The organism is Luteococcus sp. Sow4_B9 (assembly GCF_052116585.1).
Classification (GTDB): Bacteria; Actinomycetota; Actinomycetes; order Propionibacteriales; family Propionibacteriaceae; genus Luteococcus.
In genome coordinates this window covers 1-18,193 of the sequence record NZ_JBQKKT010000010.1, presented here as the reverse complement: position 1 = coordinate 18,193, position 18,193 = coordinate 1, and the positions used below count along the sequence as shown (strand labels likewise).

Annotated in this window: 16 protein-coding genes; 9 read left to right on the top strand and 7 right to left on the bottom strand. The window is 67.3% G+C overall.

Annotated elements, in window-relative coordinates; translation table 11 throughout:
* Positions 1–94 precede the first annotated feature (94 nt).
* Both ACTQ49_RS08065 and ACTQ49_RS08060 read left to right on the top strand, forming a co-directional pair.
* Complete coding sequence (locus ACTQ49_RS08065) at positions 95–373, top strand: DUF3263 domain-containing protein (protein WP_441827333.1); 279 nt, start codon at positions 95–97, stop codon at positions 371–373.
* A gap of 137 nt (positions 374–510) precedes the next feature.
* Positions 511–705, top strand: a complete 195-nt coding sequence (locus ACTQ49_RS08060; RefSeq protein ID WP_441827332.1) for a CsbD family protein — start codon at positions 511–513, stop codon at positions 703–705.
* Positions 706–804: 99 nt separating this feature from the next.
* Here the strand turns inward: ACTQ49_RS08060 and ACTQ49_RS08055 are convergent, their stop codons facing one another.
* On the bottom strand, positions 805–1,248 hold the full coding sequence (locus ACTQ49_RS08055) for a hypothetical protein (protein WP_441827331.1): 444 nt from the start codon (positions 1,246–1,248) through the stop codon (positions 805–807).
* A gap of 210 nt (positions 1,249–1,458) precedes the next feature.
* Here ACTQ49_RS08055 and groL point away from each other — a divergent pair, with 210 nt between their 5' ends.
* The 4 genes from groL to ACTQ49_RS08035 all read left to right on the top strand — a co-directional run bounded on the left by groL (position 1,459) and on the right by ACTQ49_RS08035 (position 6,385).
* Complete coding sequence (gene groL, locus ACTQ49_RS08050; RefSeq protein ID WP_441827330.1) at positions 1,459–3,081, top strand: chaperonin GroEL; 1,623 nt, start codon at positions 1,459–1,461, stop codon at positions 3,079–3,081.
* Positions 3,082–3,283: 202 nt separating this feature from the next.
* On the top strand, positions 3,284–4,486 hold the full coding sequence (locus tag ACTQ49_RS08045; RefSeq protein WP_441827329.1) for a hypothetical protein: 1,203 nt from the start codon (positions 3,284–3,286) through the stop codon (positions 4,484–4,486).
* Between the two features lie 81 nt (positions 4,487–4,567).
* Complete coding sequence (locus tag ACTQ49_RS08040; RefSeq protein ID WP_441827328.1) at positions 4,568–5,602, top strand: acyltransferase; 1,035 nt, start codon at positions 4,568–4,570, stop codon at positions 5,600–5,602.
* 69 nt (positions 5,603–5,671) lie between these two features.
* Positions 5,672–6,385: a copper homeostasis protein CutC gene (locus ACTQ49_RS08035; RefSeq protein ID WP_441827327.1), complete on the top strand. Its 714-nt coding sequence runs from the start codon at positions 5,672–5,674 to the stop codon at positions 6,383–6,385.
* Between the two features lie 35 nt (positions 6,386–6,420).
* Here the strand turns inward: ACTQ49_RS08035 and ACTQ49_RS08030 are convergent, their stop codons facing one another.
* Positions 6,421–8,946: a YfhO family protein gene (locus ACTQ49_RS08030; RefSeq protein WP_441827326.1), complete on the bottom strand. Its 2,526-nt coding sequence runs from the start codon at positions 8,944–8,946 to the stop codon at positions 6,421–6,423.
* 92 nt (positions 8,947–9,038) lie between these two features.
* On the opposite strand from ACTQ49_RS08030, the gene ACTQ49_RS08025 reads away from it, so the two are divergent.
* Positions 9,039–9,989 carry a glycosyltransferase family 2 protein gene (locus ACTQ49_RS08025; RefSeq protein ID WP_441827325.1) on the top strand — a complete coding sequence of 317 codons (951 nt, stop codon included), beginning with the start codon at positions 9,039–9,041 and terminating at the stop codon, positions 9,987–9,989.
* A gap of 26 nt (positions 9,990–10,015) precedes the next feature.
* The gene (locus ACTQ49_RS08020; protein ID WP_441827324.1) at positions 10,016–10,414 is read left to right on the top strand and encodes a GtrA family protein; all 399 of its coding nucleotides are present in this window, start codon (positions 10,016–10,018) and stop codon (positions 10,412–10,414) included.
* A gap of 33 nt (positions 10,415–10,447) precedes the next feature.
* Here the strand turns inward: ACTQ49_RS08020 and ACTQ49_RS08015 are convergent, their stop codons facing one another.
* Both ACTQ49_RS08015 and ACTQ49_RS08010 read right to left on the bottom strand, forming a co-directional pair.
* Positions 10,448–12,481 (bottom strand): FG-GAP-like repeat-containing protein, encoded by a 2,034-nt coding sequence (locus ACTQ49_RS08015; protein ID WP_441827323.1) that lies wholly within the window; start codon positions 12,479–12,481, stop codon positions 10,448–10,450.
* A 61-nt stretch (positions 12,482–12,542) separates the two neighbouring features.
* On the bottom strand, positions 12,543–14,624 hold the full coding sequence (locus ACTQ49_RS08010) for a HelD family protein (protein ID WP_441827322.1): 2,082 nt from the start codon (positions 14,622–14,624) through the stop codon (positions 12,543–12,545).
* 143 nt (positions 14,625–14,767) lie between these two features.
* Here ACTQ49_RS08010 and ACTQ49_RS08005 point away from each other — a divergent pair, with 143 nt between their 5' ends.
* Positions 14,768–15,649, top strand: coding sequence for an alpha/beta hydrolase-fold protein (locus ACTQ49_RS08005; RefSeq protein ID WP_441827321.1), 882 nt, complete (start codon positions 14,768–14,770; stop codon positions 15,647–15,649).
* Positions 15,650–15,749: 100 nt separating this feature from the next.
* On the opposite strand, the gene ACTQ49_RS08000 is transcribed toward ACTQ49_RS08005, so the two are convergent.
* The 3 genes from ACTQ49_RS08000 to ACTQ49_RS07990 all read right to left on the bottom strand — a co-directional run bounded on the left by ACTQ49_RS08000 (position 15,750) and on the right by ACTQ49_RS07990 (position 17,989).
* Positions 15,750–16,289: an OmpA family protein gene (locus ACTQ49_RS08000; RefSeq protein ID WP_441827320.1), complete on the bottom strand. Its 540-nt coding sequence runs from the start codon at positions 16,287–16,289 to the stop codon at positions 15,750–15,752.
* 13 nt (positions 16,290–16,302) lie between these two features.
* Entirely contained in the window at positions 16,303–16,950 is a 648-nt protein-coding gene (locus tag ACTQ49_RS07995; protein WP_441827319.1) for a hypothetical protein, read from the bottom strand.
* A gap of 217 nt (positions 16,951–17,167) precedes the next feature.
* Positions 17,168–17,989 carry a tyrosine-type recombinase/integrase gene (locus ACTQ49_RS07990; protein WP_441827318.1) on the bottom strand — a complete coding sequence of 274 codons (822 nt, stop codon included), beginning with the start codon at positions 17,987–17,989 and terminating at the stop codon, positions 17,168–17,170.
* Between the last annotated feature and the right edge of the window lie 204 nt (positions 17,990–18,193).

Sequence of the window (18,193 nt, the reverse complement as noted above, 5' to 3'; positions counted from 1 at the left end):
GCACGTCCAGTCTGGCAGCTCGGGGGGTGAGCTGGCATCCTTCAGAACTGTCGTTCGGCCAGCCCGGGGTGACTCCGGGCCTAGAATCGTCCGCATGCCCGATGCCCTTTGCGACCAGACGCCCAGCGGTCTCGACCAGTTGGAACTGGCCGTACTGGACTTCGCGGCCAGCCGGCCTGCGACCGCCCGTTCCGTGCGGGAGCAGGAGGTCAGGGATCTTTTCGGTATCTCGCTGCCGCGATACCACCAGCTGCTCAACCAGGTGATCGACGAGCCGGCGGCCCTCCAGCGTCATCCTCTGCTGGTGAAGCGGCTCCAGCGGCTGCGTGGGCAGCGGGCGCAGGCCCGTTCCGCCGCCCGGTTGCCTGGCTGATTTCTCACCAGATCTCCAGCAGGTGCACATTTCGCTTGGCGCGCAAGTCCTCGCGATCGCCGGCCGGCGCGCACTACCGTCGAATTCACTGGCCGATCCGCAAGGGTCGACCATCCCGACGAATGTGAGGAGCAGTCATGGGTTTCGGTGACAAGATCGACAATCTCAAGGACCAGGCGGTTGGCAAGGCCAAGCAGGCGGCCGGTGACGCCACGGACAACGAGCGACTGCAGACCGAGGGTGCCGCGCAGGAGTTCGACGGCCAGGTGGGCCAGAAGGTCGAAGGGGCCAAGGACAAGGTCAACGACGTCGTTGAGGACCTGAAGAACTGAGTTCGCCTGACAGGCTGAAGTAGCCCTGACGGACTGAAGTAACTCAGCCCCGACAAGGGGCGATCGTGCTCGGTGCTCCCGTGGGAGTACCGGGCACGGTCACGTTCCCGTCGGGTAACCGCCGTCGCGCAGGTTCGCCTGGCGCTCGAAGAAGTTGCCGGTGGCATGGTCGCCGTGGTGCAGCAGTGACCACAGCGCCATGGAGCCGTAGAGCGGAAGGAAGGGCAGCCCAGCGCACATCGCCCACTGCCAGGCGTGGCTCTCCTCGTGCTCGAGCAATCCGGGACGACGCGCCAACAGCGCTGCCAGATCGGGGTGGCCAGTGGTCACCACATTGCCGATGGTGAAGGCCGATCCGGCCGGGAAGCCCCATCGGTAGCCATCGGCGAACCACAGTCCCCGAGGCCCGCGGCGAAGCCTGGCCCCACCCAAACGCGCGACGATGAGGCCCGCCGGGGTGCTCAGGTTCGACCAGTTGCCGACATTGCGCACCGCGAGCATCGTTCGAGAGGCCGGTTGGCGGCCGGGGGAGGGCTTGACCACGCGGCCATTCTGCCCGTCGTCGATGGGTCTTTGCACTCTCTTGTGTCGAGTGCTAAAAATGGAGTTGGCACTCAGGGTAATCGAGTGCCAGCGCGAGGTCATCGATGAGGCCCCAGGGCCGTCCGTCGCGGGCATCGGGACACACGCGCCACAAGACACTGACAGAACCGGGGCCAATGGCCCCTTACGCGGGAGGACTCCCGAAAGACCATGGCAAAGCTGATCGAATTCAACATCGAGGCCCGCCGCGGACTCGAGCGGGGCATGAACACCCTGGCTGACGCGGTCAAGGTCACCCTCGGCCCCAAGGGCCGCAATGTCGTCCTGGAGAAGAAGTGGGGCGCCCCCACCATCACCAATGACGGCGTGTCCATCGCCAAGGAGATCGAGCTCGAGGATCCCTTCGAGAAGATCGGTGCCGAGCTCGTCAAGGAGGTCGCCAAGAAGACCGACGACGTCGCAGGTGACGGCACCACCACCGCCACCGTGCTGGCCCAGGCAATGGTCCGTGAGGGTCTGCGCAATGTGACCGCAGGCGCCAACCCGATGGGTCTCAAGAAGGGCATCGAGACCGCCGTCAAGGCCATCAGCGAGGAGCTGGGCACGATGGCCATCGACGTCGAGACCAAGGAGCAGATCGCCGCCACCGCGTCGATCTCCGCCGCCGACCCGACCGTCGGCGAGATCATCGCCGAGGCGATGGACAAGGTGGGCAAGGAAGGCGTCATCACCGTCGAGGAGTCGAACACCTTCGGCCTCGACCTCGAGCTCACCGAGGGCATGCGCTTCGACAAGGGCTACATCAGCCCCTACTTCGTCACCGACACCGAGTCGATGGTGGCGGAGCTCGAGAACCCCTACATCCTGCTCGTCGACGGCAAGGTCTCCTCGCTGAAGGAGCTGCTGCCCGTCCTCGAGAAGGTCATGCAGTCCAGCCGTCCGCTGCTGGTCATCGCCGAGGACACCGACGGTGAGGCCCTGGCCGGCCTGATCGTCAACAAGATCCGTGGCACCTTCAAGTCGGTTGCCGTCAAGGCGCCCGGCTTCGGTGACCGTCGCAAGGCCATGCTGGCCGACATCGCCATCCTGACCGGCGGCACCGTCATCAGCCAGGAGGTGGGCCTCTCGCTGGAGACCGCCACCCTGGAGCTGCTGGGCCAGGCCCGCAGCGTCGTGGTGACCAAGGACGAGACCACCATCGTCGATGGTGCTGGTGACGCCGAGCAGATCGCCGGCCGCGTGGCCCAGATCCGCAAGGAGATCGAGAACTCGGACTCCGACTACGACCGCGAGAAGCTGCAGGAGCGCCTCGCCAAGCTGGCCGGCGGCGTGGCCGTCATCAAGGTCGGCGCGGCCACCGAGGTGGAGCTCAAGGAGCGCAAGCACCGCATCGAGGACGCCGTCCGCAATGCCAAGGCTGCCGTCGAGGAGGGCATCGTCCCCGGTGGTGGCGTGGCGCTGATCCAGGCCGCCAAGAACGTCAAGCTCGACCAGCTCGAGGGTGACGAGGCCACCGGCGCCCAGATCGTGCTGCAGGCCGCTCAGGCCCCGCTGCGCCAGATCGCCCTCAACGCTGGCCTTGAGGGTGGCGTCATCGCGGAGAAGGTTGCCAACCTGCCCGTCGGTGAGGGCCTCAACGCCGCCACCGGCGAGTACGTGAAGATGGTTGAGTCGGGCATCATCGACCCGGCCAAGGTGACCCGTTCTGCCCTGCAGAACGCCGCCTCCATCGCCGCGCTCTTCCTCACCACCGAGGCTGTCATCGCGGATGCCCCCGAGAAGGCCGCTCCGGCCATGCCCGGCGGCGACGAGATGGGCGGCATGGGCTTCTGATCCCGCCCGCACGCTGCGTCCCACGAGGGCGGCTCCCCACAAGGGGGGTCGCCCTCGTGGCCTGTCCCGCCCATTCTGTTGTCCCGCCCAGTGTGCTCTCCCGCCCAGTGTGCAGGGCGGTCCAGTGTGCAGGGCGGTCACTGACCTCCCGACGCACTAGATTGGGAAGACGTTTCAGTGGCAGGAAGGGTTGGCGGGGGACATGCAGGCGCAGTCGAGCTGGACGCGGCACCTGGGGCAGGTGTTGGGGCTCTATGCGCTGACCAGGATCCTGGGCCTCCTGGCCCTCTATGGGTTGCACCAACGGGAATCACTTGGCTGGCGTCGCGTCTTCGCTCCCTGGGACGGCCCCTTCTATCTGGACATCGCCCACCTTGGTTACCCCGACGAGGTTCCGCAGGCCGGACAGATCAATGAGGCCCGCGGCGCCTTCTTCCCGCTCTTCCCGCTGGTGGTCAGGGCCCTGGTGCGGATCACCCAGCTGCCACCGGTGACCGTGGCGGTGGTCCTGAACCTCTGTCTGGGTGCGGTGGCCGCTGCGCTCATGTTGTGGCTGGGGCGCAGGATCACCACGCCTCTGGCTGCTCGGCGAGCGGCGCTGCTTTTCGTCGTGATGCCAGGCCTGGCCACCAGCACCCTGGTGATGTCGGATCCGCTGATGGTGACACTTGCCATCGCCAGCATGGCTGCCCTCCATGACCGTCGCTGGCTGGTGGCCGGGTTGCTGGCCGCCGACGCGTCCGCCACCAGACCCAATGGCGTCGGCCTGGTGGCTGCCGGTGCCGTGGCAGGTGCCCTGTGCTGGCCCGGTGTCTGGCCCTGGCTGCGCACGGCACTGGGGCGGAGTCGGCTTGGTCGCTGGCTCCTCGAGTGGCAGGAAGGACAGGCCCGCCTGGAGCCGGCACCCACTCTCGTCCCCACTCGGGGGGCCGTGCTGGCACCGGCCCTCGCCCCGCTGGGAATCCTCGGCTACTGGGTGTGGCTGGGGCGGCACACCGGCGATCCGGCCGCTTGGTTCACCATCCAGGACCGCTTCTGGGGGCAGGGCTTTGACCTGGGGTGGAAGTTCTGGCTGATCCTCAAGAACCCACTGGAGCTGGTCCGGGACCCTGACTACATGGTGACCGAGGCAGGCTTCCTCTTCCTGGCCCTGGTGGTCTGGGCCATCTGGCGTGGCGCCCGGATCCCGTGGGTGCCCGCCGCCTATGCCCTGTTGCTCACGGCCCAGATGGTCCTCTTCTCCGGTGTGGGCCCGCGGGGTCGCTTCCTGATGGCGGCCTTCCCCCTGTTCTGGTTGGTGGGGCAGAAGCTCACCGGGCGTTGGTTCGTGGTGGTCTGTGTCTTCCTGGTTCCGGTGCAGATGGCCCTCACCTGGGCCTGGTCTGCGCAGGTGGTCATTCCCTGACGCCTGTTCGGGTGTCGCGCCTCCCTGGGGGAATTCACCGGCCTAGACTTTCGGTCTGTTGTCCATGATGTGGGAGGTGTCTTGGCCGGGGAGCAGAGGCAGCGCATTGCATATCTGGACCTGTTGCGGTGCGGGGCCGCCGCCGCCGTCGTTCTTCTGCATGCATCTGGTCTGGAATGGGGCCTGACCGATCCCCACACGCGGGGATGGCGTGAACTGGCCTATCTGGATGCCGCAACCCGGTGGTGCGTTCCGATCTTCTTCATGCTGACCGGGGCCCTCTTCCTTCGTCGCCGCCGCCAGCCGACATGGAATTCACTGCTGCGCCGCTCCATCCCGCGGCTCCTGGGAGCGCTGGTCTTCTGGGGTCTGGTCTACAGCTGGTTCGATCCCTTTCTGAAAGGGCAGGAATTCGAGCGAGATGGTGCATTGCGAACACTGCCCGTCTCGTACTACCACTTGTGGTTCCTGCCCGTGATGATCGGTGTCTACCTGGTCTTGCCAGTCCTGTGGTGGATCTTCCGGGAGCGACGGCTGGCCAAGGGGATGGTCATTCTGTGGGCCGCCTTCATGAGCGCAAACTCCCTGGCGCCCTTCGAACCCACCGGGATCCTGTGGCGCGCCCTGGAGTGGGTCACGCCGCCCCAGGTGACCGGCTACGCGATGTTCGTCCTGCTGGGGGGCCTGCTGGCCACCACTGACCGTCGGCCGCCCCCGGGATGGCTGGTAGGGCTCTTTGCAGGGTCAGTGCTGGGCATTGGCGCGCTGACTCTGTGGGACTCCGCGCGGCGAGCCGAGCACATCTTCGTCTGGTTCGAGTACGAGACGCCCCTGGTGGTCACGAGTGCGGTGGCAGTCTTCCTGCTGGCCCAACGCTCTGAGCCCTGGCTCCAACTCCATCCTCGCTTGGCCGCGAGGTTGGGCCAGCTGGGTTCCCTGGCCTTCGGGGTCTACCTGGTTCACCCCATGCTCCTCGGTCTGTTGAGGCAGCAGACCATCCCGCTCGAGCGAGGTCTGGGACGCTCACTCCTGTTCTGGCTTGGTACGTCGGCCACCTCGATGCTGCTGGTCTGGCTGCTGCGGCTGGTGCGTCCACTGCGGGAGCGCATCGTCTGAACGGTTCCGCGGGTCGATCGGACAACGAATCAGCTGCTGGTGGAGGCCGTCGTGGGACATGATGTGACCATGCCTGGACTGCTGGAGGTGACCTGCCTGCACGAGCACGATGCCCGTCGCAGTGCGGAGGGTGGTGCCGACCGCGTGGAACTCGTGGGCACGCTTGAGGGTGGAGGGACATCCCCGGAACCAGCAATGGTCGAGCGAGTGCGGACGGCCGTGGACATCGAGATCCGCCCCGTGCTGCGCCTGCGTGAAGGATTCGGTACGGACGGCGGCGAGTTCACGCGCCTGACGGGGCTCGTGCAGAGCTACCGCGATGCGGGGGCCGACGGGGTGGTCTTCGGCTTCCTGAACGGATACGACGAGGTGGACGTCGAGGTCTGCGCGGCCCTGGCCGCCGAGCTTGACTGTCCGTGGACCTTCCATCGAGCCGTCGACCACGCGCTGGACACCGACCGGGCCTGGCGAGCCCTGCTCCCGTTGCCACGGCTGGACCAGGTGCTCAGCGCGGGTTCGGTTCGCGGGGTGGAGTACGGTCTCGACGACTTGTTGGAGCGCTGCCGTCGCGACGATCGGGTGTCGGCGCTGGTGATGGCCGGCGGCGGTCTCCAGCCGGAGCACATTCCCTGGTTGGCGCGCGCGGGGGTGACAGCCTTCCACATCAGTGGCAGTGCGCGACCGCTCGGACAGTACAAGGCCTATGTGGATGCGCCCCTGGTGCGAGCCTGGCGTGAACTGGTGGACGACGAGGTGGGCCGTTGGGGGCCAGACCGGGGCTGAGTGCATCGGCCCGAGGGGAGCGTCGGGGCTGTGGCTCAGTCACCCTCCGCCCGTGTCGCGGCCGCCCGCACGCGGTCGCGTCGGCGTCCGGCCCACCAGTAGGCCATGGCCAGGATCGCGGCCAGTGCCCCCAGGGCGAGGCCCGTCCGCAGCCCGGGCGTGTGGTAGCTGCAGGACAGCTCGGACCGCCCGTCGGCGTGCACGCCCAACAGGCCCGAGCGTGGCTCGACCGGCACCTCGCGCCCGTCCAGGCTGCAGGTCCATCCGCGCTGCGCCGTGGTGGCCACGATGATCGAGCCGCGGATCGGCTGTGCGAATTGCGCATGGATACTTGCCCCGTCGACGTCGATCAACGGTGTCTCCATGCTGGAGACCTGCTGCGCGAGGGAACTGCTGTCCAGACAGGCCAGACCCCCTGGGGTCATGCTGATGCCTGCAGGTGAGCGCCCCGACAGGCGGATGGCCCCCCGCGGCGCCGGGGCCAGGGTCAGCACCCGGCGGTCGAAGCTGCCCATGCGGTGTTTGCCGCCCGAGGCATCAGACCACTCCACCAGCCCATTACCACCGTCGATGAACAGCTGCAGCACCTGCCCCGGTGCGCATGAGGCAGTGGCCACCACCGTCTCGCCGACTCCCACGGTGAGGCGTCCGTTCTGTCGGGGCTCCTTCGAGAAGTGGATGCCTTCTGCTGGGTGATAGACCGGCTCGTCGAGCAGGTCATTGCGCAGGCGGGCGGGACGCGGCAGGCCGGCGGCGGAAGCGGGCGCCGCACCCACCGCGCGCACCATCGCAAAGGCCTCCAGTCGGTCAGTCTGTGTGAGTAGGTGGTCCGACCCTCGCACGGACACCGCGAGGAGCGGATCGAGGCCCGGATCGCGGGTGTCGATCAGCATGCGACCATTCGCCCGGGAGGCCACACCGAGACCCTGCAGGGTCTCGGAGACCGCCAAGGGAAGCGTGGAACTGTAGTAGGGCAGTGACGGATAGCCCCGCAGCAACGGGTTGTTGTAACTCATCCAGGAGTACTCTCGCGGCCACGCTTCCGCCGAGACACGTCCCTGGGGCCAGGTGGCCTGGCTGGTGGCCCGACTGGCCAGTGTCTGGTAGTTCCTCGCCGTCGGATCATGGGCGGGAGCAGTCCCCAGATCGATCCTCAGGGCGGTGTCGATGAAGTAGGCGCTGCGTTCCGTCTCGACGAAGGAGAGCAGGGCCAGTGCGGCCGCCGCAAGGGCGGCAATTTTGCGCCAGCGCAACTGGACCAGGCTCACCAGGAGCACACCCGCCCCGATTCGGAGGGACCAGGCCGAGATTGCACTCGGGTGGATGAGAAGCTGCTTCTCCTGCACTTGGTTCGCCAGACGTGTCAGCAGCATGAGTTGCCCGACTCCGGCCAGACAGGCCAGCATCGACGGCCAACGCAGCACCGTCACGGAGCCCAGCCTGCCATCCTGGACGCAGAACCACGCGGTCAGCACCAGGAAGCCGGTGAGCACGAAGGAGAAGCGGAAGGGATTTCCATTGGGGATGTCGAAGACATTCCAGGCCATCACGGTGGGAAGCCACAGCAGGCTTCCGAAGAGTGCGGCCAGACCGCCGGTCCAGACCAGCCGCTGCCGAAGGGGGCGCCGGGAGCAGAAGGGCTGGGCCAGGGCGAGCAGCAGGCCCAGAGTCCCCACGGCCAGCGCCGGGGTTCGCATGACCCCCTCCGTGAAGGGCAGCAGCCGCACCAGCGCTGAGCGGGGGGTCACCTCGCCCAGCGAACTGCGGCCATAGGGGACGCCGTTCGCGACGGCCAGGGCGGTGGGCACCAGGAGCGGGGCTACGAGCAGGACGCCGACGAGACCGGTCAGGGCGAATCGAAGGACTGACCGGAGCCCTTCCAGCCAGGAGACCCCCGTCGTCGCCAGCCAGAGCACCAGGAACAGGGCCGCCCCGAGGCTGGCCATGTAGGCCGTGTAGTAGTTGGACCACCAGGCCTCGGCCACCACCAGGATCGCGAGGAGCCGACGACGGTCCTCCCGACACCACAGAGCTGCCAGGCACAACAGGGGGAAGGAGATGAGTCCATCCAGCCACTGGGGCGTGTAGATCGCGATGTCGAAGACCCAGGCGCTGGTGGCGTAGGTCACTGCGAAGGGCAGCGTGGCCCATGGGGTCACCCAAGGTGTCAGCTTCGTCAGCAGGAGGGACATCGCGCCTGCCGCGACTGACAGCCTGATCAAGATTGTCACGGTCAGTGCGAGCTCCGTCTGGCTGGGCGGGAACAGACCCACCATCAGTGCGAAGGGGCTTGCGAGATAGGTGGTGTAGTCGGGAAGGAAGGCGACGCCGCCTCCGGACAGCCAGTTGAAATCGAGGCCAATCTGCTCCGAGCCGTGCAGGATCTGGGACAGGGCATGGTGGAAGGGGACGTACTGGGGGCCATAGTCGCCCACGCCGCGCGTCGTCTCGCCAAAGGGCACGATCTGTCGCCTGCGCATGACCAACAGGTGCACTGCCAGGGTGAGCACGGCCGCCGTCGAGGCGGACAGGATGCGGTGGTGGCGAAGTGCAGTGGGCACGGGAACTCCTTGGGGTCACGACATCCTATGACTCTTGAAAGAATGACGTGTTCAGTTAGTGGGAAAGTGGAACTGGCGCCTACACTTGGCGCGTGCCCGACCCCGCGCTATCGGTCGTTGTCCCGTGTTATCGGGAAGCCGAGAACCTCTCCATGCTGCATCAGAAAATTCAGGCACTGAGGGATGAATTGGGGGTCGCCATGGAGCTTCTCCTGGTCAACGACGGCAGCCCGGACAACACCTACGAGGTGGCCTGGGGCATCGCCCAGCAGGACCCGATGGTGCGGGTCATCTCCTTCTCCAGGAACTTCGGCAAGGAGGCTGCCATGCTCGCCGGCCTCCGGGAAGCAACCGGCGAGGCCGTCGCGATCATCGATGCGGATCTGCAGCATCCCCCCGAGCTGCTGGCGGACATGTACCAGCGACTCCAGACGAGCGGTGCGGGTCAGGTGGTGGCGCGTCGGACCCGCGCCGGCGACCCCTTCACACGCACCATGATGAGCCGCTTCTACTACCGCATGGTCAACGCCATGATCGATGTCGAACTGCAGGACGGAGCCGGCGACTTCCGGATGCTCTCCCGGCCGGCAGTCGACGCGCTGCTCTCGCTGTGTGAGCGCAACCGGTTCAGCAAGGGGCTGTTCGCGTGGATCGGGTTCCCCGTCGAGACGATCGAGTACGCGAATGTCCAGCGCAATGCCGGCGCTTCGTCGTGGAGCTTCCGTTCCCTGGTCAACTACGGGCTGGACGGTGTGATCAGCTTCAATGACAGGCCCCTGCGGCAGTTGGCCGGCGTCGGCGGAGCAACGACGCTGGGTGGCCTGCTGTACCTGCTGTGGCTCGTCGTCAACTGGTTGCGCACCGGCGTCGAGACCCCTGGGTACATCACCACCATCGCCGTGGTGACGATCATGGGCGGCATCCAGCTCCTCTCCCTGGGGCTGGTGGGGGAGTACATCGGCAGGATCTATGCCGAGGTCAAGGCTCGTCCGCACTACGTCGTCGAGCACGACAGCAGGCTTGAGCTCGAAGGCAATTCGTGAAGGCCGGTCTCCAGGATCGCTGGGAGATGTGGTCGCCCACTCTGTGGCGCCTCGTCCGCTTCTGCGTCGTCGGCGTGGCCAACACGGCCGTCTACTACCTCTGCTACCGCGCGCTGCTGCTGGTGATGGCGTGGTTCCCCGCCCACCTGCTCGCCTGGGCGGTGTCCGTGGTCTTCAGTTTCTTCATGAATTGCTGGTTCACCTACCGGGTGCGCCCCACCTGGAAGCGCTTCCTGGCCTTCCCGGCCTCCACACTGGTGAACCTGCTGTTCACCAGCGTGGGCTCAGCCATCCTCGTCGAGGCCATCCACTTCGACGAGCGCTACGCCACCCTGTTGATGGGCATCCTGGCCATCCCGTTCACCTTTGCCGTGACCACCTTCGTCCTGACCAAGGGCATGAACGCCGAGGACCGGGCGGCCTGAGCCCCCCTCTGGGCCGCGGCCGCCCGGACAGTCTCAGCCGAGCAGTCGGAATCCTGTGGCCGTGGTGCCCGACGGGCGAGCGGGCTGGATCTGGCCACCGCGCGCCACGGGATAGGTCTGCAATCCCGTCGACGTCTGGTAGCTGATGTCATCCACCTGGTCTCCCGTGAGGTCCCCGGACGAAGCCACCAGGACCGGGCGCCAGCCGTGACCCACCTGCTTGCCCGGAGCCAGCCTGACCCCGGTGGAGGTGTAGGCGAACATCAGGCCGTCATTGCGCATCGCAATCACGTCACCGCGCACGTCATTGGTGACGCCCTGGACGCCCAGGATCGCGGTCATCGAGTTCCAGGAGGTGCCCACGGTCCCCGCGTTGTAGGCGCCGCCGGTGCTCGGCAGCACATAGCGGATCAGACGGCCGTCGCGTGCCCGCCCCAACAGGTCCGGCGTGCGGTCACCGTCGAAGTCGCCCACGGTCGCGAAGGCGGTGATGCCGTCCCAACCGTGGCCCACCTGGCGCAGCCAGGTGACGGTGCCGTCTCCAGTGCCGCGGTACAGGTGCAGCGTGCCATCGCTGCGGCGCGCCAGCAGGTCGCTGCGACCGTCCCGCGTGACGTCGCCGGGGCTGCCGATCCAGGTCACTGCAGACCATCCCGCACCGCGCGCCACCGGCGCCCCCAGCCTGCCATTGCCCAGCCCCGCGAAGAGGTGGAGGGTGTCGCCCTTGACGCCGAACAGGTCGGCGCGGCCGTCATTGGTGAAGTCACCCCGGGCGCCCACCTGACGGTTCCACATGATGCGCGACGCGCCCTCGATGGTGGAGATCTGGGTGGACATGCCAGCGGTCGTCGAGTGCGTCAGTGCGGCGGCCGAGTAGCGACGGGGCAGCTTGTGGTTGTAGCCGACGCTGTTCACGTGCCAGCCGTCGGAGCGGGGCAGCCAGCCATTCTTCACCGCGATGTCGTCGCCGGAGCCGGCTGTGACACCCCAGTCCTGATCGGAGGCGACCGAACGCATCAGGGACAGTCCGTAACTGCGGTTGGTGGCGTTGATGACGGGATTCGATCGGGCGAAGTGATCCATCAGGACCACTTGGTCAGGGGCGCTGGTCACTGTGAGACCCCAGTAGCCCGCATATCCGGGTGTGGTCTGGCGAAGCCCCATTCGGGAGAGCGTGGCGCCCACGGCCGAACCCCGTCCCACGTGGTTCCACAGGGCGGTCGTGGCCGTGTTGTCGCTGTAGCGGATCATCGGCGAGATCTGTGACTTCTCCCAGGCAGAGAGGGCGCGCCCCTCGCGCTGGGCCTTGTCCATCACGGTGGCCATCACGGCGATCTTCACGATGCTGGCCGTGACATTGGTGGCCGAGCCCTTCACATGGCTGTAGATGGTGCTCGTTCCCTCGGCACGGTAGGCCAGGGCCACCGATCCGGATCGGCCGGCGAGGTAGCTGGTCAGCTGGCTGGAATAGGGGAAGGCTTCCACGGCGCCGTAGGCAGCCTGGTTGCCGGGTGCCACTGCCATCGGCTTGATGGCCTGTTCGGCAGCTGCGCGCACCACGGAGTCGGTGTCATAGTCCATCCGTGCCTGGATGGTGGTGGTCACGGACTCGTCCGCGGACAGGCCCGCTGCCTGCACACGCTCGGGGCTGGCCACCGCACCGGCCTGCAGTTCCAGCGTGACTGGTTCGCACTGCAGACCAGTGGCCTCGGCGCTCGTCGGGCGCCGGTTGAGCGCAGCGGTGCGCCGAGCATCTCCCGAGTGCGGCCGAACGGTGACGGAGGGTTCGCCGGCGAGGTGAACGGGGCCGGTGCCCGCCACCCGGACGGCGCCGGGTTGGTCGAGTCCATCGGTCAGTTCCAGGTCGACCTCGCCCAGCTGGTCGCACAGCACGGTGACCCGGTGGACCCGGGGATCAGGCGAACTGGGATCTGGCGCCGCCTGCGCAAGGCCGGTCAACGATGTGGTCAGGCAGAGAGCCAGCCCTATGGACAGGGCGGTGCCGCCAGGGCCGCCGCGGCGCCGGGTCTGGTGGGATGCGGTGGTCGCGGCTCGGGGGGAGGACATCATTGGCTCCAGACTGGTCGGGACGGATGCGGCGGGGCCGATCCACGGCAAGGGGACGAGCTCAACTCATCGTAGGACCGTCGGATAGCGCGAGTTCAGCCGGGACGTCGTCATGATGGAGGATGATCAGGGAGGTCACCGCACGGGTCAGGCAGACATAGAGCCGGCGCAGGCCGGTGGTCCGGTCGGGTTCGCCCGCCACGATGCCTGCAGGCTCGACCAGAAGGACGTGGTCGAATTCGAGACCCTTGGTCAGCCCCGCGGGAACCACCTCGAGCCGTGAGCTGGGCCCGGGCTCCGGCAGCGCCTCACGGACCGGTGCCTCGTCGGGAATGGCGACGAGTTCGCCGGCTGAGACCAGTGCCTCTCGGATCGCCTCGGCCTGATTGTCCGCGACGATCACGCCCACCGTTCCCTCCTTTGCCAGCAGCGCGCGGGTGTGTGTCACGACCTCGGTCAGCAGGTCTTCACAGGGCCGCACGATCAGCTCGCCACGGTCGTGGCGGATCGAGCGCGGGGGAGTGAGCTGGGCAGCGATCGATGGCAGCAGCTGGGCTGCGTAGTCGATGACGGCACCCGGAACGCGGAATCCCTCCACCAACTCCCGGACGGTTGCCTCGGGATGTCCGATGTGGGCCAGTGACTCCTGCCAGCTGGTGGTGGCCCAAGGGGTGGTGGCCTGGGCCAGATCTCCCAGGAGCGTGACGGAGCCGGTGCTGGCTCGTCGGCCCGCGGCTCGGAGCTGCATGGCGGACAGGTCCTGGGCCTCGTCGATGATGACGTGCCCCAGGCTTGGCGTGCGCAGCAGCAGATCGGCCACCTCGTCGGCCAGCACGATCTCCGCCGGTGTCCACTTCTGTGCCCCGGGGGTCCGGGCGGGCTTGGGCCCGATCAGCAGATCCTGTTCCTGCTCGGTCAGGATGCCCTCGGCGCACGCCGCGAGGAAGGAGCGGTCCGTGAGCAGACGGTGGGTGAGTTTCGGCACCGTGAGCGCAGGCCAGATCTCATTGACCATGGCCTTCACGTCCTTGCCACGTGCCACCTTGTTCTGCACGCGGTCATCGGTGACGGCGCCGGAGACCTCCATCCGCAGCAGCACCTGGTGGGCCAGGCGTTGTGGCAGCATCTCGCGCCCTGCGGTGTAGCGCACCTCACGGGTCCGGACCTGACGCACCGCGTCGGCGAGGTGGTGGGGCAGCACGCGCCATACCCGCACCCCCATCGGCACCTCCAGCGTGCGCTCGGGCTCGCGGACATGGCTCCAGACGGCGCGGGAGGCCACTCGTGCCATTCGGGCGTCGCCGAGCAGGACCGCCCGGGCAGGTTCATCGACGCCCTTGCAGGTCAGCCCCGTGTGCGTCGCCACGAGGCTGTCGATGGTCTCCTGCCGTGCATCGACCTCGCCCAGTGCCGGCAGCACGTCGGCGATGTAGCGAAGGAAGTTCGCATTCGGGCCGATCACCAGAACCCCGCGGCGCGTCAGCGTCTCGCGATGGGCATAGAGGAGATAGGCGGCTCGGTGCAGACCGACGGCGGTCTTGCCGGTTCCCGGGGCGCCCTGGACCGCCAGGGAAGTGGACAGGTCGGCGCGCACCAGCACGTCCTGGTCAGGCTGAATGGTGGCCACGATGTCGCGCATCGGCCCGGTACGGGGCCGTTCGATCTCCGCCTCGAGGAGGGCGGAGACTGAACCGCTGGGCGTCTGGTCCAGCTGCTCGTCCTCGTAGGCAGTCATCTGGCCATGCTGGAAGCCGAAGCGACGACGCAGGGTGCAGTGCATCGGGTCGCCTGCGTGGGCGCGGTAGAAAGGCAGGCTCAGGGGTGCTCGCCAGTCGATGACCAGCGGATCGCCGCCCGCTTCTGCAATCACGTGCCGACGGCCGATGTGGCAGACCTCGTCCACCTCGGCACCGGCCGAACGTCTGTAGTCCAGCCGGCCGAAGAAGAGCGGTGTGTCCGGATCCTTCTCCAGGCTCTCCATGCGTCGGAAGAGCATCTGGCGCAGGTAGGCGGTGCTCACGGAGTCGCCTGCGACGGCCTGCTGCCAGTCGGCGGACTCCTCGCGCATCCGGGCCAGGGCCCGATGGGACTTCGCCAGGTGCGCCCTTTCCTCCTGGAGCACCGTCTCCGATCGGGTCGTCATCTGGGTCTCCTGTCAGGCAAGGCAAAGGGTGGGTTTCCACCACTGCGGGGCTGCGACGAGGTGCTGAGCACTGGCTGAGAGCAGCCGGAGAAGTCTACGCCCGGGACCTCCGACGGCGTCCGGGGCGTGCCTAGGGTGACTCCATGGGGATGTCACGCAGACAGGTTCTCGGGCTCGGTGCAGGCGCTGCCGCCGTGGGCGCGACGGGCGTCGGCGTCGCCATCCACGAGCGAGTTCTGCCAGGGCGTCACCGCATCGGCTACTGGCTGCAGCTCGACGGTGATCCCGTGCCCATGCCCACCGATCCGCCAGGCCAGGTTGAGTACGCAACCTTCAGCACGGCCGCACGGCCGGGGGTCCCGGAGCCCTGGGCGCTCTCGGTGCCGCAGGGGATGTCCGCCGACGGACTGCCGGTCATCGTGGTGCTGCACGGCTATGGCGACGACCACCGGTTTCCCTTCGAGGAATTGGGCTTCGACCGGTACCAGAACAGAGTGATCGCAGAGGGGGCGCAGCCCTTCGCCGTGGCCACACTCGATGGCGGGCACAGTTTCTGGCATGAGCGGGCCGACGGCGTCGACTGGGCGCGGGTGGTCTCCGACGGGCTCGTTCCGCAGTTGCAGGAGAAGGGTCTGGACACGTCGAGACTTGGGCTGATCGGCTACTCGATGGGGGGCTACGGTGCGCTGCGGTTGGCTGCCGAGGAACTGCACGGCAGGGTGAAGGCCGTCGGGTCCATGGCCACGGCCATCTACCCGGATTTCGAACGGTGCCCCCACCCCGATGCCTTCGATGACGAGCGGGACTACATCGAGAACAACCTCCAGGACCGCCTGCACAAGATCAAGGATCTGCCGGTGCACCTGGCCTGCGGCGTCAACGACTTCTACATCGACATCAACCGCTGGCTGGCCAAGCAGTTCGACCCCGAGCCGCAGACGCTGTTCGTGCGCGGAGACCACGAGTCGGACTTCTGGCGTCGCGCGGCCCCGGTGCAGATGCGTTTCGTCGCCGACCGCCTCTGATTCCGTTCGCCTGATCTGGCTCGTTCGGGTCTGGCCCGGTCGGGTCGGGCTCTCTCGCGCTGGGCTCGCTGTGAGACTCGCGCCGTGTTGCGCTCCACCGTCAGGACGGTGCTCGATAGCTCAGTTCGACGCGGCGATTGCGGGCCCGGCTGGCCTCGTCGCGGTTCTCGACCAAGGGCTCGTCCTCGCCGCGGCCCTGGATGATGACCTGATGCTTCGCCAGGGCCGGGCCCAGCCGGTTGCGCACGGCGTTCGCTCGTCGCCGGGACAGGTCATAGCCGTGCTGGGCACTGCCCAGATCGTCGGTGTGCCCCATGATCTCCACCGTGCCTGGCGGGCGTGAGGCCAGCACCGTCGCCAACTCGGACAGGTGCCGGTGCGCGGCGGGGCGCAGGACGGCCGAATCCTTCCCAAAGGCGAGGTTCGCATCCAGCCGGGCTGACACGCGGCGTGCCCCGATCTCGGTGGTCGCCATCCCCGCCAGGTCCTGGGTGACGGGCAGCAGCGGACGGATCGGGCCGGCGAAGGGGCGAGTTCGGTACTCGTCGGGCTGAGGAAGCGGCGATGGTCCAGCGCTCTCGGCGTGGCCCGGGGTCGTCAGGACGAACGGAGCAGCGGCCAGCACTGCGGCCAGCGCCACCGCCCGGCGGAGACTACTGCACCGGAACGTCATTGAAGGATCCAAAGGTCTGGGTCTGCACCATGACGGTCCGGACGGTCTCGGGCGGCGCTGCGAACAGACAGCTCACCCACAGCACGTCGCCCACGTGCCACTGAGGCGTCTTCTCCACGCTGCACGCGTCGATCCCGTCGATCCGGGCAGGCAAGTGCACCACCGCCCCGGCAGTGTCCACCAGACGAAAACCATTGGCGCGCCCGTGGTTGGGGTCGTCGATCTTGCTGACGGTGGTGAACAGCTGGTCTCCAGCGGTGAGTTCTGCACCACCTGGCGGCACCTCGCGCACGGTGAGGCGTCCGGTGAGCTCGACCGCCTTGCCCTGCCGTTGCAGGGGGAAGAGGTCGAAGTCGAAGGTGATGCCGTCCTTGGCGGCCCGTCGAGTGCCAACGGGAGCCGGTGGTGGAGAGGCGGGGGTGCCGCTGGCGGAACTGGTGGATCCTGCGGTGCCTTCCTGGGAGGGCTTGCCGACGGGCAGGTGACCACTCTCGGTGGGAGCGACGGTGCTTGTGGCCGGCTCGGTGACTGGGGCAGCCTCGGTGACTGGGGCGGGCAGTGCGCTGGTACGGCTGCATCCCGCGAACAGGATGGCCGTCAGGGCCAGCAGGAGGGTCGTGATTCTCATGGCTCCATCCCAGCCGTTCCCGTGTTGTCCCGGGTGGGACCGGTGTTGTCCACCTGTTGTCCGTGTGCTGCTGCCACGGGGCCCGGCCCTGCGACCAGCCCCATAGTGACGGTTGAGAACGTTGTTCTGCAGCAGGGCGAAGAAGCTTTCCATGGCGGCGTTGTCCCCTGCTTATCCGGCTAGTCGGGGCTGGTCAGGGCCTGTTGCGGTGGTCTGGTCAGGCGATGTGGTCCATGAGGGTGTTGAGGCGGTTGATCAGGCGGAGATGACGTTCGGTTTCGGGGTCCCAGCCGCGAGATTGGGCGTCGTCGGCGAGGGTTCTGGCGTCGTCGCGTTGGGCTTGGAGGACGGGCAGGTAGGTGCGGGTGGTGTGGAAGCTGGTGCAGTTCTCGCAGATGTTGGCGTAGCTGCAGGCTCCCTGGGCAGGCGCGCGTAGGCAGTAGCCGCCGGCCAGGGCGGTCTTGATGGTCGGCGTCGTGCGCCAGTCGACGCCGTCGTCGAGATCCTCAGCGGGGGTTGCAGGCAGCGCGCCGATGCGCTGTTTGGCCAGGTCGAGAGCCCGCTCGTATTCGTCACGGACGGTGCTGTCGAACAGGCGCCCGTAGCGCAGGCTCATCTCGGCCGAGGAGTGCCCGAGGATGACCATGAGTGCTTGGAGCGAGACACCGGCGTTGACCAGGGCGGTGGCGTAGGTGTGCCGCAGCTGGTGCGGAGTGACATGCCCGATCTGGGCAGTCTGGGTGGCTTGGTTGAGGACGTGGCGCAGCCGGTTGGAGCCGATGCGGTGTCCGTGGTCGGTGAACAAGAAATCGGCGGGTTTGCCGGTGCGGGGGTGCGGGATCGGCCTGCCCGGGGTGCGGGTGGTGGTGATCCTGTCGAGCAGGGTGAGTATGTCGGCGTCGATGGGGACCATCCGCTCGGTCTCGAGCTTGCCGAGCGGGACTTTCAGCCAGGACCCGGCGCCAGGCAGGTCGATGACGGCATCGAGCTCGAGGTCGAGCAGTTCACCGATGGGACCCTGACCCCGGGTTGTGGACACGTGAAATCCAGCATGGGCTGGAGGAAGCGAGATGATCATCATCATGGCCCAGAAGTTCTACTCGGCAGAGTTTCGTCAGCAGGCCGTTGACTTGAGCTTGTCAAGCTATCTGTGTAAGTGATGATCGGTTGAATGTTTGATTACAGGTAGGGGTTGAAGCGCTCTGGGTAGACGTTGGCGAGTTCGGCAAGGGCTGCCTTCCAG

Excerpts from the sequence above, each read along its gene's own strand:
- ACTQ49_RS08035 (WP_441827327.1), top strand. The coding sequence starts at position 5,672 with ATGCCTGGACTGCTGGAGGTGACCTGCCTGCACGAGCACGATGCCCGT.
- ACTQ49_RS08005 (WP_441827321.1), top strand. The coding sequence starts at position 14,768 with ATGGGGATGTCACGCAGACAGGTTCTCGGGCTCGGTGCAGGCGCTGCC.
- ACTQ49_RS08045 (WP_441827329.1), top strand. The coding sequence starts at position 3,284 with ATGCAGGCGCAGTCGAGCTGGACGCGGCACCTGGGGCAGGTGTTGGGG.
- ACTQ49_RS08015 (WP_441827323.1), bottom strand. The coding sequence starts at position 12,481 with ATGTCCTCCCCCCGAGCCGCGACCACCGCATCCCACCAGACCCGGCGC.
- ACTQ49_RS08060 (WP_441827332.1), top strand. The coding sequence starts at position 511 with ATGGGTTTCGGTGACAAGATCGACAATCTCAAGGACCAGGCGGTTGGC.
- ACTQ49_RS08065 (WP_441827333.1), top strand. The coding sequence starts at position 95 with ATGCCCGATGCCCTTTGCGACCAGACGCCCAGCGGTCTCGACCAGTTG.
- groL (WP_441827330.1), top strand. The coding sequence starts at position 1,459 with ATGGCAAAGCTGATCGAATTCAACATCGAGGCCCGCCGCGGACTCGAG.
- ACTQ49_RS08010 (WP_441827322.1), bottom strand. The coding sequence starts at position 14,624 with ATGACGACCCGATCGGAGACGGTGCTCCAGGAGGAAAGGGCGCACCTG.
- ACTQ49_RS07995 (WP_441827319.1), bottom strand. The coding sequence starts at position 16,950 with ATGAGAATCACGACCCTCCTGCTGGCCCTGACGGCCATCCTGTTCGCG.
- ACTQ49_RS08020 (WP_441827324.1), top strand. The coding sequence starts at position 10,016 with ATGTGGTCGCCCACTCTGTGGCGCCTCGTCCGCTTCTGCGTCGTCGGC.